Source organism: Streptomyces sp. NBC_01485, from assembly GCF_036227125.1.
GTDB lineage: Bacteria > Actinomycetota > Actinomycetes > Streptomycetales > Streptomycetaceae > Streptomyces.
In genome coordinates this window covers 4931805-4943873 of record NZ_CP109435.1, presented here as the reverse complement: position 1 = coordinate 4943873, position 12069 = coordinate 4931805, and the positions used below count along the sequence as shown (strand labels likewise).

General features: G+C 70.2%; 11 protein-coding genes and 1 pseudogene. 5 read left to right on the top strand and 7 right to left on the bottom strand.

Going from position 1 to position 12069, the window contains the following annotated elements; translation table 11 throughout:
* Window positions 1–14: 14 nt before the first annotated feature.
* The 3 genes from OG352_RS22525 to OG352_RS22515 all read right to left on the bottom strand — a co-directional run bounded on the left by OG352_RS22525 (window position 15) and on the right by OG352_RS22515 (window position 1911).
* Window positions 15–719 (bottom strand): DUF6445 family protein, encoded by a 705-nt coding sequence (locus tag OG352_RS22525; RefSeq protein ID WP_329219292.1) that lies wholly within the window; start codon window positions 717–719, stop codon window positions 15–17.
* 284 nt (window positions 720–1003) lie between these two features.
* Entirely contained in the window at window positions 1004–1354 is a 351-nt protein-coding gene (locus OG352_RS22520) for a hypothetical protein (RefSeq protein ID WP_329219290.1), read from the bottom strand.
* 137 nt (window positions 1355–1491) lie between these two features.
* Window positions 1492–1911 carry an ATP-binding protein gene (locus OG352_RS22515; RefSeq protein WP_329219288.1) on the bottom strand — a complete coding sequence of 140 codons (420 nt, stop codon included), beginning with the start codon at window positions 1909–1911 and terminating at the stop codon, window positions 1492–1494.
* Between the two features lie 196 nt (window positions 1912–2107).
* On the opposite strand from OG352_RS22515, the gene OG352_RS22510 reads away from it, so the two are divergent.
* The 3 genes from OG352_RS22510 to OG352_RS22500 are packed head-to-tail and all read left to right on the top strand — an operon-like array spanning window position 2108 to window position 3528.
* A complete protein-coding gene (locus tag OG352_RS22510; protein ID WP_329219287.1) occupies window positions 2108–2959 on the top strand; it encodes a helix-turn-helix domain-containing protein in 852 nt (283 codons plus the stop codon).
* Window positions 2959–3192 (top strand): DUF397 domain-containing protein, encoded by a 234-nt coding sequence (locus OG352_RS22505; protein ID WP_329219286.1) that lies wholly within the window; start codon window positions 2959–2961, stop codon window positions 3190–3192. The genes OG352_RS22510 and OG352_RS22505 overlap by 1 nt, the downstream gene beginning before the upstream one ends.
* A 9-nt stretch (window positions 3193–3201) precedes the next feature.
* Window positions 3202–3528 (top strand): hypothetical protein, encoded by a 327-nt coding sequence (locus OG352_RS22500; RefSeq protein ID WP_329219285.1) that lies wholly within the window; start codon window positions 3202–3204, stop codon window positions 3526–3528.
* A gap of 320 nt (window positions 3529–3848) precedes the next feature.
* Here OG352_RS22500 and OG352_RS22495 read toward each other — a convergent pair.
* Window positions 3849–3932, bottom strand: a pseudogene (locus OG352_RS22495) (DUF397 domain-containing protein); the annotation flags it as partial.
* Window positions 3933–4670: 738 nt separating this feature from the next.
* Here OG352_RS22495 and OG352_RS22490 point away from each other — a divergent pair.
* Window positions 4671–5426 carry a DUF4142 domain-containing protein gene (locus tag OG352_RS22490; RefSeq protein ID WP_329223920.1) on the top strand — a complete coding sequence of 252 codons (756 nt, stop codon included), beginning with the start codon at window positions 4671–4673 and terminating at the stop codon, window positions 5424–5426.
* A gap of 71 nt (window positions 5427–5497) precedes the next feature.
* Here OG352_RS22490 and OG352_RS22485 read toward each other — a convergent pair whose 3' ends face one another.
* Window positions 5498–7774, bottom strand: a complete 2277-nt coding sequence (locus OG352_RS22485) for a hypothetical protein (protein ID WP_329219284.1) — start codon at window positions 7772–7774, stop codon at window positions 5498–5500.
* 114 nt (window positions 7775–7888) lie between these two features.
* Complete coding sequence (locus OG352_RS22480; RefSeq protein ID WP_329219282.1) at window positions 7889–9607, bottom strand: glycoside hydrolase family 13 protein; 1719 nt, start codon at window positions 9605–9607, stop codon at window positions 7889–7891.
* A gap of 268 nt (window positions 9608–9875) precedes the next feature.
* Between OG352_RS22480 and OG352_RS22475 the strand changes: the two genes are divergently transcribed.
* Window positions 9876–10865 carry an LAETG motif-containing sortase-dependent surface protein gene (locus OG352_RS22475; protein ID WP_329219280.1) on the top strand — a complete coding sequence of 330 codons (990 nt, stop codon included), beginning with the start codon at window positions 9876–9878 and terminating at the stop codon, window positions 10863–10865.
* Between the two features lie 115 nt (window positions 10866–10980).
* Here the strand turns inward: OG352_RS22475 and OG352_RS22470 are convergent, their stop codons facing one another.
* Window positions 10981–11952 carry a nucleoside hydrolase gene (locus OG352_RS22470; protein ID WP_329219278.1) on the bottom strand — a complete coding sequence of 324 codons (972 nt, stop codon included), beginning with the start codon at window positions 11950–11952 and terminating at the stop codon, window positions 10981–10983.
* Window positions 11953–12069 lie beyond the last annotated feature (117 nt).

Here is a 12069-nt window from a genome sequence, read left to right as displayed (position 1 = left end):
GACCGGGCGGGAGTTCAGGCCATCCAGAAGAAGACGGCCGTCATCCGCTTCTCCTCCAGCGTCGTACCGGAGTATCCGGTCGCGCTGTGGATGAGGTTGGCGTTGTAGAGGAGCAGCCGGTTGTACTTGTGGGGTACCCGTACGTCCTCCTCGAAGGCGTCCGGCGCGACGAACCGTGTGCCGAGCGCGTCGACGAGGTTGTTGTGCGGGGCCTGGACGACGTTGCCGCCGAGCCGCCCGCCGGGCAGGGACTGCCGGTAGAAGCTGGTCCCGCAGTCCTTGGGCACGGACGGGTTGAGGTACAGCACGGCGGCGTACCGGCACAGCGCCCGCGAGTCGGAGTGCGGCCGGGGCGTGCTCTCCCCTTCTCCCACGACCTGGATGCAGTTGTGGTTGAGGGTGCCGCCGCCGGGCGCCTGCTGCACCCACAGCTTCTGCGCCCCCGTCGACTTCCTCACCAGCCGCTCCACGCGCCCGAGTTCGCCCGGTTCCAGCCCCGGCATGGTGCGCAGTCCGGGCCAGCTCTCCGAGGTGTACGGGTATCCCCTGACCCAGTCGTCCTTGGCGAGACAGCGCTCGCGGACCGCCGCGATGTCGGCCTCGGGGAAGACGTCGTCGATGACCCAGTAGTCGCGGCCCTTGGTGGGCTTGCGGTAGGGCAGGACGGGCAGCGTGGCGGCAGCCCTTACGGGCTGGTGGGGCCGCTGTGGCATGGACATGCGGCGAATCTAGGTCGGAGGTTCACCAGGACTCGCCCGCGAACGCGTCTGGAATACCCCGCGAAGCAGTCAAAACTGCGTCAACCTCGGCAAAGCCCGGTCAGACACCGGCCGTGACCGGCTGCGCAAGGCATGGGCCGGGCCGCGATCACGCCACAGACGCACAAAGGACCCGCCGGCGACCGGGTACCAGTTCCAGAAAGGTGACACTCCAGGTAGGAAGTGTCACATTCCTGGCCGACAGCACCTCAACCGGACGGGCCCTTCACGCCCATGGCGCGTCGTCAGCGGAGGAAGACGACCGAGCGCAGTTTGAGGCGGTCCGTGGCCGGACGGCCGTGCGGGCGCAGCGTCCATGAATCGCCCGAGCAGTCGGTCTCGGTGAACACGATCGCGGTTTCGTCGGTGTCGTTGTGCGGGGCGAAGGCGGGCTCGGAGGCGTCCGGGTCGGCGACTTCGGCGAGCGTGACGCACTCACCACTGGCCGGGTCGTGGAGAGTCACCGAGATCGGCTGCCCGTCCAGTCCGACGACCTTGTACCCGAAATCACCGGTCGCGGCGTGGGCGGGGGTGGCGAGGGCGGCCGTGAGGGCGAGGGCACCGCAGGCGGCGGCGACGGAGTGCCGGAGACGCACGAAGTTTCTCGATTCATGAGGAGAGGCAGTTCCGCCTGCACCTTTGCCACCGGCGGCAGCGCGTATGCGCGGACCAGAAGCGGGAAGGTTTCTCCGTCATCCGTTCGGACCAGTCATCCGTTCGGACGAGCAGCGCCCTACGCCGCCTTGAGCTCGCACCACACCAACTTGCCCCGATGCCCCATCCGCGACAACGGCTGCCAATGCCAGAGATCGGAGCACGCCCGCACGAGAGCCATCCCCCGCCCGCTCTCGTCGTCCCCGAACTCCTCCAACCGCCGCGGCGGCTCGGGGGGTTCGGGGTCGGCGTCCCAGGCACCGATCTGCAGAACACCGTCCCGGAACCGAAGACGCAGACAGGCGGGACCTCGGGTGTGGAGCACGGCGTTGGCCATCAACTCCGAGGCGAGGAGTTCGGCGGTGTCGGCGAGCCGGATCAGGCCGTGCAAGGTGAGGATCAGCCGGAGGGTGCGACGGCAGACGGTGACGGCGCGGAGGTCGGAGGGGATATAGAGGGAGTACTCCCAGGAGTCGGGGGCGGGGTCGGTTTCGGGCATGGGGCAGCTCCAAGTGGTTGACGGGTTGGGCGGTGGCATGCCTCAGCCGTCATGGCAGGACGGAGTGGTGCGCTTCCGCAGCGTGAACGTCGCGTCACCGACGGTAGGTCTAAAGCTTCATGTTCAGCAAGCCGATCGCGTAATCTGCCCCTCGAACGAGTCGCGTCCACCGGCGCGTTGGCACGAGGAGCAGTCAATGGCGCTGAGGCGCAAACCCACCGCACGTCAGCAACGCCTGGCCGGCGAGTTGCGCAGACTGCGCGAAGCGGCAGGTCTCACCGCGCGCGAGGCGGCAGCGCTGCTCGGAGTGAGCCCCGTCCAGATCAGCCACATCGAGTCCGCACTCGCAGGGGTGAGCGAGGAGCGGTTGCGCCGCATGGCATCCCACTACGCCTGCACTGACGGCGAGTTCGTCGACGCGCTGGTCGCCATGGCCACCGACCGGACACGCGGCTGGTGGGAGGAGTACCGGGGATCGCTGCCCACGTCGTTCCTGGACCTGTCGGAGCTGGACCATCACACGAGGTTCCGGCGCGACGTGGCCGTTCTGTACGTGCCGGGTCTCCTCCAGACGGAGGATTACTCCCGTGCCGTGTTCTCATCAAGGGTTCCCGAACTCACACAGGACGAACTCGAGTTGCGCGTCCAGCACCGCAGCGCGCGCCGGGTGATCATCGACGGCTCCGCAGCCATCCCGTACAACGTGGTGATCCACGAGGCAGCCCTGCGCATCAGGGTCGGTGATCGCATGGCCTCACATGCTCAACTCACCCGGATCCTGGAACTCTCCGAGGCCGACCACGTGAATGTACGAGTCATCCCCTTCGACCTGGACGGCTTCACCCGGGCAGGGAGCACCATGACGTACGTGGGCGGTGCCGTGTCCAAACTGGACACCGTAATCCGCGACACACCCCTTGGCACCGTCTTCATCGACTCCGAGGCTCAACTCAGCGCCTCCCGAACGATCTTCCACAAACTGGAGTCCGCGTCACTCGACCTCGACCGCTCGCGTGACTTCATCCACAGGCTGGCCAAGGAACTGTGATGCGCACCCCCGACAACTGGCAGAAGTCCTCCTTCTCGGGCGGCGGCGACGGCAACGACTGCGTTGAACTCGCCTGCGCCACCCCCACCGCCCTCCACCTCCGCGAATCGGACGCCCCCACCACCGCCCTCACCACCAGCCCGACCCCCCTCACACACCTTCTCCACTCCATACACACAGGAACTCCCGGAATTGTGGCCTCCACCACAGCGCACACGGGCCGCACCTGCTGAAGTGACCGCATGATCGGTCTCGTGCTCCGCGTCCTCCCCTTCTGGGTGCGCGAGCCTCTGCTCGTCGTCTTCGGCGTCGTCTTCAGCGGCTTCCTCTTCTACGCGGCCGTCCGGGACGACGAGTGGAAGATGGCCGCCATCGGTGCCGCCGTCGTCCTGTTCACCGCGATCCGCGTACACACCCTGAACCGCGCACTGCGGGCCCGCCGCCTGCTCAAGGACGCCGAGGGCTTACGGGAGACGGCCTACCCGGCAGGACAGACCAGCCCGGGCACCGAACCATTCGGCGAGCAGTACACCAAAGCCAGTGACAGATACGAGGGACGCGCGACGTAGAAGCCGAGCGACACGTCCGCGCCTGAACAGAGATGCTCCGCAACGGAGTTGATCAGCGCCGTCTGCCGTCGGTCCACAGATGGCCGTGGTGGTGCACGTGTCGTTCCCGTTCGAGGGCGAATCGGAGACCGGAAGCCGGCCGGCCCCAGCCCGAACCGCGGCGGTTGACGGGTCCGCGAAGTAGAGCGGTGCGCGCGAGCGTCCGAGCAGGGGGACGTGGCGCGCGAATGTGACACCCCGAGCGAAAGTGTCACATTCCCACGGGGAAGCCCCGGGTCTCCGCGGCATGTCGAAGGGCCGCACCGCTCAACTTCGAAGACCGGGTTGGTGCCGACCGCCGATAGTCCCGCCGTGGTGAACCGCAGCGGCTCCAGGTCCGGCCGCTTGCTGTCGCCCAACGCCCAGACCCGTCCGCGATCTGCGCGAGCACCACACGCTCAGTGCGCCTCGGCGTGATGCCGGCGCAGCTCCACGTTCGCGTCGGAAGCGGCGCTGTAGTCGCCTCTGGACCGCGAAGGACGTCGATGGCTTTATGGCGTTGCAGACCGGGCCTCCCGTAGGAGTACCTCGTCCCCGACCGACGCCCTTCCCTCCCGTCGTACCTCGAAGTACGCGCCGAAGCCGGCTCCGCCGGTGGGGGTGCGGCGGTAGGTGGCGAGGGTGTGTAGGGGGGTCTGGGGGTGCGCGGTGGGCGGTGGTCTGGGCGGTCATCGTGATCGCGCAGCGGATCGTCGGCTCGGTGGGGTCGGTTCCGTGTCGGCCATGGCGAGGCACGTTGCGGTGTCCTCCGTGTGTGGGGGTTTTCCCGCCGTCCACGACCATGTGCGGTCGTGTGCCAGGCCGGTGCGGGTCGGCTTCGGGTCCGTCAGGGGCGTTCCCGCGCAGGCCTTCAGCGGGTAGTACGTGATGCCGACCAGCCTCGCTGTCGTCGCCCTTGGCTCCTCGGCGGTTCGTCTCAGTCCGTTCGGTCCGTTCGGTCCGTTCGGTCCGTCGTCAGTGAACTTTTTACTCTTCCCGGTGAGTCCGAAGCGGTCCGCGTTCGTATTTCTCTCTGTCCGACCCCGCCGGGTGACGACACAGTGACGGCGAATCGGCGGTTTTCCGACCTGGCAGGAGGAACGGTGCAACTTTCCCGGAACGCGATGGGGACTCTCTTCGTGGGCGGCGCGTTGTCCCTGACGCTCGGCGCTCTCGCGTACCCATCGATGCTCGGGCTCGACACGGTGTCGACGTCCACCGACCGGATCATCGCCAACACCCAGTGGGGGCCGTTGACGGAAGGCGACCGGGCGTTCGTGGTGGCGGTGCGGGCGGCCGGGCTCTGGGAGTACCCGGTGGGGCAGATCGGGCTGCAGAAGGGGCAGAGCAAGGGCGTCCTCACTGCCAGCCAGCACCTGATCGACGGTCACGCGGCGCTGGACATCACCTGCCGCAAGATCGCGCCGATGCTGAACGTCACCCTGCCCAACATCGCGAGTCCGCAGCAGGAGGGGTTCGTCAACACCCTGAAGGCGGACAGCGGCAAGCAGTTCGACGTGGACTTCGCCAACATCCTGCGCCAGACGCACGGTTCGATCTTCAACACCGTGGCGAAGATCCGCTCGACGACGAAGAACACGCTGGTGCGCGCCCTGGCCGACCAGGCCAACGACACCGTTCTGGACCACATCACGGTGATGGAGCAGACCGGTCTGGTCGACTTCGACACCACGCTGTTCAACCAGACGACCCCGCCGAAGATGCCCAAGTCGGACATGACGCCGCCGGTCCCGCCCGCCGGGCAGCCGCTGATCGTCCTCACCCCGCCGCCGAACGCCACCTCCACCCCCGTGGACATCAGCGGAGCCGTGGCAGGGGCAGGCGCGGCAGGCGCAGGGGCAGGCGCCAACTCCCAGTAGTCGGTGAGCCGAACGTAAGGCCGCAGTGGAGCGGGCCGGTCGACTTCCGTCGGCCGGCCCGCTCCTTTGCCTTACCTGCCCCGGTACGCGTTGCTGATCGTCTGGGTCAGTGTGTTGCCCTGGCGGTCGGCCACGGTGGCGCGCAGTGAGATGCCCTTGCCTGTCGCGGGGTTGCGGACGAGGAACCCGTTCCTGACCACCTTCGCCTTCTTCCAGGTCGTACCGTCGTAACTGACCTCGATCGTCAGCGACTTGAGGTTCGCGCCCGCCGCCGCGCCCACGACCCGCACCGGTATCCGGGTGACCGCCCCCGCCCTGGCCGTCGAGTCGGCGTCGAGGCGCGGTGCGAGACGGACCACCGAGACGGGCAGCGCCTCCTCGGCGGTGGTGTGGCCGGAGGTGAAGGTCCAGGTCGCCGTGACCTCGGTGGGCGCGGCGGAGGGAGCGGGACGGGAGGCCGTCGCCGTGAGCCGGAAGTCGCCGGACGCCGCCGGGACGGTGACACCGTTCCAGCAGCTCAGGAGGTACGGCGAGGAAGCGACCTCGACCCCGTCCCGGTACAGCGTGGCCTTGACGGTGTCGTCGTTCCCGTAGCCCGTGTTGCCCGTGCCGTCCCTGAGGAGGTCGACGCATCCCGTGATCTCGTCACCGTCGCGCGAGACGCCCTCGCCCTTCACCAACGCGGGGCCGAAGACCCCCACACCCAGGTCGCGACGGTAGGACCGGCCCGCCTCGTAGTGCTGTATCCCGGTGCCGTGCGTCAGCTCGGGGTAGGTCCCCGTGTCGTCGTACTGGTCCAGCCCGAAGACCCAGTCGGTGTCGGCCGCCGTCGTCACGTACGTCGTGGTCGCCACGGGCAGCGGTCGGATCACGCCCGGCATGAAGATGGAGCCGAAGATGTCCGGGACGATCGGTCGAGCGATGAGCATTCCCTGCTTTCCGGCGACCGTGGTCCCCAGCCGGGCGCCGATCTTCGCCATGTCCCGGAGTTTCGCCTGCCGTTCGAAGCCCGTGGCCAGCCGGGTCACGTTGCCGCCGTAGGCGAAGCGGTACTCCTTCGTACCGTTGATGTCGAGCGCGTTGAAGCCCTGGTACAGGGTGCCCTCGGCCGCGAAGTCCGGGCCGAGCTGGGCGCTGCGGAGGTTCGCGAAAGAGGTGCCCGTGATGCCGGACGAAATCCTGAGCTCGGGGGTGTTCAGCTCGGTGAACATCTCGGCGAACACGCGGTGCGCTGCCGGGTCCGGACCGGTGATCCCGATCGGCTTCGCGGTGCGCGCGTCCACCGTGACCGTCGTGTTCTTCGTGACCTCGAAGTGCGGTGCCGTGATCTGACTCTGGGCCCCGTCCGAGCCGGTGAACAGCGCGTCGAGGTAGTAGACGCCCTTCGGCAGACGTGCCGTGTAGACGCCGGTCGGGCTGAACTTCGCGTAGTTCTCGCCCGGGACGCCGGAACCGGAGAGCGCGTAGAGGGTCGGGGAGTAGGTCGTGGCCGGCTCGCCGTCGGCGCCGATGTGCCGCACCGTCACCTCGTACGTGTCGACCTCGCCCTCGACGGCCGCCGACGTCCGGACGCTCTCACCCGCACCCGCACCCGTTCCCGCACCCGCTCCCGCTCCCGCTCCCGCCGTGCTCGCGTCGAGGCTCGACCCGCGCATGTCGTCGAGGGAGATCCGGCGCAGCCCGGGGTCGGCGGCCCGCTGTCCGGCGAGGGGCGGGCCGGACGGCCGGGTCAGGGTCTTCCAGACGTCCTTCGCGGCGGCGTCGGACACGGTGACGGCCTCGGTGACGGCCTCGGCGCCGATCGCGGGGAGGGCGTGGCGGAGCTTGACGCCGGCGTCCGAACGCAGCTCGGACCGCAGACTCCGGGCCGCTTTCAGGGCGGCGCCGCTCGCCGCCGCGCCCTGGTAGCTGACGATGAGCCCGGTGCCCGACGGCTGCCGCTTGCGGTACGGGGCGGCGTCGAGTTCGTTGAGGTCGAAGAGTTCCTTGAGGTCGAAGAGGCGCTCGTCGACCTGGCCCTTGTCGATGAGCGGCCGGGCGTCGAGCGGGAGGACGAGGGTGTGGTCCTTGGTCCGCTCGACCCTGACGGGTATCTTCTCGCGCCCCTCGCCGGGCACGATCCGGACGGGCTCGCCCTCCGCGCTCACGCCCACCCGGTCGCCCGTGATCAAGGTGATCCAGTGGGTCACGGGGGCGACGGACGTCCCTGTGCCCGTCGGTGACGCGGCGGCGGACGGTAAGGCCGACCACGGGACGGCGGTGGCGGGCAGAGCGGTGACCACTCCCGCGGCCAGCGCCAGCACCGCTGCCGCGACGACCCTGCCCGGTCCGTTGTGTCTCTTGCGCAACTGTCCTCCCCAGAGAGGCATTCGGGCACACGAGGAACCATGTGCCTCCACTGAGGACCGACGCGGTGACCGGACCGGAATGTTTCACTTCCAGTTCGGCCCGGGGACGGAGAGCTACGCCAGCCAGACCGTCGTATCCGGCCCCAGCCGCCTGTCGCCGGTACCGCTGCCGTCGCCGTCGCCGTCCAAGGGCACGCTGCTCAGCAGTACCTCCCCCGGTGGCAGCGGCACCGGCGCGTCCGACAGGTTGGTGACGCAGCGCCAGCCGTCGGAGCGGGCGAAGGACAGCACGCCGGGCGGGGTGTCCGGCTGCCAGGTGAGCTCCTCGCCCTCCGCCAGCTTGCGGCGCAGCCGCAGGGCCGTGCGGTAGAGCTCCAGGGTCGAGCCCTCGACACCGTCCTGCGCCTGGACGGCGTACGGCGCGAAGTACGGCGGCTGCGGCAGCCACGCGCCGACCGCGCCGAAGCCGTACGACGGCCCGGTCGTCGTCCACGGCAGCGGCACCCGGCACCCGTCGCGGCCCTTGCTGACGCGGCCCGTCTGCTCCCACAGCGGGTCCTGGAGGACCTCCACGGGCAGGTCGGCGACCTCGGGCAGACCGAGCTCCTCGCCCTGGTAGACGTAGGACGATCCCGGCAGCGCCAGCATCAGCAGCGTCGCGGCGCGGGCCCGGCGCAGGCCGGCCGGCTCGTCGACGTGCGGGGTGCGGCCGTCCGAGAGGAGCCAGGCGTTGTCGTCGGCGCCCGGCGGGAGCATGAGGCGGGAGGCGTGGCGGACGACGTCGTGGTTGGACAGGACCCAGGTGGCGGAGGCGCCGACGACCCGGGCGGTGGCGAGCGAGTCGGTGATGACCGCACGGATCTCCTCCGCCGCCCAACCCGCTTGGAGATACTCGAAGTTGAAGGCCTGGTTCAGTTCGTCCGGGCGGGCGTACAGCGCGCGGCGGGCGCCCGGGACCCAGGCCTCGGCGACGGCGGTGCGGGGCGGGGTGTAGGCGTCGAGGACGCGGCGCCAGTCGCGGTAGATCTCGTGGACGTCGTCGCGGTCGTAGAAGGGGTGGGTGCCGGGCGGGAGGACGGCGAGGGCCCGCTCGCCGTCCTCGGCCAGTTCCCCGAGATCACGCAACGGCTCGGCGAGGTCCTTGGTGAGGGCGTGCGCGACGTCGACGCGGAAGCCGTCGACGCCCCGGTCGGACCAGAAGCGCAGCGTCGTGCGGAAGTCCTCGCGGACCTCCTCGTGGCCCCAGTTCAGGTCGGGCTGCTCGCGGGCGAAGAGGTGCAGGTACCACTGGCAGTCGGGGACGCGCTGCCAGGCGCTGCCGCCGAAGACCGACTGCCAGTCGGTGGGCGGGAGTTCACCGCTCGGGCCGCGTCCGTCGCGGAAGACGTAGCGGTCGCGGGCCGGGTCGCCGGGGCCGGCGGCGAGCGCCTCCTCGAACCAGGGGTGCCGGTGGGAGGTGTGGTTCGGGACGAGGTCGACGATCACCTTCAGGCCGAGGCGGTGGGCCTCGGCGGCGAGGACGTCGAAGTCGGCCAGGGTGCCCAGGCGCGGGTCGACGTCCCGGTGGTCGGCGATGTCGTAGCCGCCGTCGGCCAGCTCGGACGGGTAGAAGGGGGAGAGCCAGAGGGCGTCCACGCCGAGGGCGGCCAGGTGGGGGAGCCGGTCGGTGACGCCGCGCAGGTCCCCGAGACCGTCGCCGTCGGCGTCGGCGAAGCTGCGCGGATAGACCTGGTAGACGACGGCCTGGCGCCACCAGTCGGGATTGTGGGAAGAGAAGTCGGCCACGGAATCGGTCACGGCATCGGTCACGACGTCATTCACGAAATCGGTCATGAGCGGAATTCTGTCCAGCTTGCCGGGAAAGTGAACGTGTGAGCTGTTCGGAGCAGGTCATTCCGGACGTGTCGAAGGTGTGGCGGAATCTTGAACTCCCCTGGGTTTAGCGCAGGTTGACAGCGATCTGGCGTCCACACGACGATGGGGCCACACTGCGGCCCCTGTGACCGATGGGCCTGATGTTTCTTCTGATCTGACCAATCAGCCTCTGCATCAAATTAGCTCCGCATCAATCAGCCCTGGCACTCGCCAAGATGGGAAACGCATGTCCATAGCGAGACGTGTCACCGTGCGCCGCCTGCTGGGGACGGGCGCCGCTTCGCTCACCCTGTGCGCCGCCTCCGTCGCCGCCGCCTCCGGGGCCTTCGCCGGGACCGGGACGCCCGGTGGCGACGGCTGGAAGTCCGGCGGCCACTACCAGCCGGGGACGGGCGCGGGCACCGAGACGGGGACCGACCGCTGCCAGTTCTCGCTCGACGGCACGACGTTCTTCGACTCCGTCCGCGTCGACGACCAGAATCTCAAGCCCGGCAAGGACGGCAAGATCCACGTCACGGTCCGTGCCGCCGGTGACGCCTCCACCTGCACCGCCTCGCTCGCCTCCTACCTCGCCCACGGCGCCGACTTCCGCACCTCCGGCGTACAGGTCTTCGTCGACTTCGACAGCGTGACGGTCAAGCCCGGCAAGACCGACACCCTCGACATCGCCGTGCCCGACGCGGGCTGCTACGCGCAGATCGACCTCTACCGGGGCGCGGTCAAGTTCGACGGCAAGCTCGACGCGAAGGACGGGTTCGTCCACGGTGACGTGCCCAAGGGGCCGGACCGTCCGGTCATCAAGGACAAGCTGATCGCGGCCTGGAACGGCGGCACGAAGGACTGCACGGTCACCGAGCAGCCGCCGGCGTCCCCGCCGGCCGACGCCAACACGCCGCCGTCGCCGTCGACCCCCGCCTCCTCGACGCCGTCCACGCCGTCCACGCCGTCCACGCCGTCGAAGCCCACGGAGCCGTCGAACGACAGCACGTCTCCGTCGCCGTCCTCCTCCACGCCGGCCGAGTCGGGCACGCCGACGCCGTCCGCGTCCGCCTCCGAGTCGACCGCCCCGCCGCTCACGCCGAAGGGCGGCGGCGACCTCGCCGAGACCGGCGCGAGCAGCAACACGCCCGTGCTCGTCGGCGGCGCCGCCGCGCTGCTCGCGGGCGGCCTGGCGATCGTCGCCGGGACGCGCCGCCGTAAGGCGACGCGCGCGTAGGTCTGGTCCCGCTTCCAGCTTCTCCGGTACGTTCCGCCCCGGCCCGCTCACGGTGCCGGGGCGGACGTGCGTCAACGGCGGACACGCGCTGGACGGCAGGCGTTCGTACGGGTGACTACTCGCCCTCCAGCACGGTGAGCCACAGCTTCACGTAGCGGTCCACGTCGACGTCCAACGCGACGTCCACGAGGGCCTGTTCGCGTACGGCTCCGTGGATCTCGGCCTCGCCGGGGCGCGGGCGGCGGTCGACGACCGTCTGGCCGCGGGTCGGGCCGGGGGCGAGGGAGACCTCGACCGGGAGGAGCGCGGTGGTCAGGCCGGCCGGGTCGGCCACCGCGCAGACCGCGCCCGCGTCGCCGAGGCCGCCGGTGGGGGTGGGGTCGCCGGAGGTGGCCGGGTCGCGGTGGGCGAGCAGGTCGCCGGCCAGGCGGAGGCGGGGCTCGGCGCTCGCCCGCAGCCGTGCGACGTCCGCCGCCGGGACCAGGACCCGCTGGAAGACGTCCAGGCCGTACATCGTGATCGGCACCCCGGCGGTGAGCAGCACCGCCGCCGCCTCCGGGTCGTGCCACACGTTGAACTCGGCCACCGGCGTGGCGTTCCCGGTCGCCACCGCGCCGCCCATGAACACGATCCGCTCGATGTTGCCGACCACCTCCGGGTGGGTGCGCAGGAGCAGGGCGATGTTGGTCAGGGGCGCGGTGGGGATGAGGGTGACCGGGCGCGGGGAGGCGAGGATCTCGCGGCGCAGCAGCGTCACGGCGTCCACGTCGACCGGGCGGCGGGTCGGCGCGGGCAGGCCCAGGTCGCCCATGCCGTCCTGGCCGTGGACGTGCCGCGCGGTGCGGACCGGTTCGATCAGCGGGCGTTCCGCGCCCCGGGCTACGGGGACGTCCCCGGCGCCCGCGTGCTCCAGCACGGTCAACGTGTTGCGGACGACGCCGTCCACGTCCGTGTTCCCGGCCACGCAGGTCACCGCGCGCACGTCCAGCCCCGGGTGACGGACGGCGAACAGCAGGGCGAGGGCGTCGTCGACACCCGTGTCGCAGTCGATGATCACGGGGACGGGCTGCTGATGCCGCTCGCTCACCTCAGGACTCCTCACGCACGCCACGTATCGCTCGCACACCACGGTCGTTCCCGACCCTATGCGGCCGCGCCCGCACCCCCTTCGCCCACCCACCCGCAGCAACGCCGGTAACCCGTA

Excerpts from the sequence above, each read along its gene's own strand:
- OG352_RS22525 (WP_329219292.1), bottom strand. The coding sequence starts at position 719 with ATGTCCATGCCACAGCGGCCCCACCAGCCCGTAAGGGCTGCCGCCACG.
- OG352_RS22515 (WP_329219288.1), bottom strand. The coding sequence starts at position 1,911 with ATGCCCGAAACCGACCCCGCCCCCGACTCCTGGGAGTACTCCCTCTAT.
- OG352_RS22510 (WP_329219287.1), top strand. The coding sequence starts at position 2,108 with ATGGCGCTGAGGCGCAAACCCACCGCACGTCAGCAACGCCTGGCCGGC.
- OG352_RS22505 (WP_329219286.1), top strand. The coding sequence starts at position 2,959 with ATGCGCACCCCCGACAACTGGCAGAAGTCCTCCTTCTCGGGCGGCGGC.
- OG352_RS22500 (WP_329219285.1), top strand. The coding sequence starts at position 3,202 with ATGATCGGTCTCGTGCTCCGCGTCCTCCCCTTCTGGGTGCGCGAGCCT.
- OG352_RS22490 (WP_329223920.1), top strand. The coding sequence starts at position 4,671 with ATGGGGACTCTCTTCGTGGGCGGCGCGTTGTCCCTGACGCTCGGCGCT.
- OG352_RS22480 (WP_329219282.1), bottom strand. The coding sequence starts at position 9,607 with ATGACCGATTTCGTGAATGACGTCGTGACCGATGCCGTGACCGATTCC.
- OG352_RS22475 (WP_329219280.1), top strand. The coding sequence starts at position 9,876 with ATGTCCATAGCGAGACGTGTCACCGTGCGCCGCCTGCTGGGGACGGGC.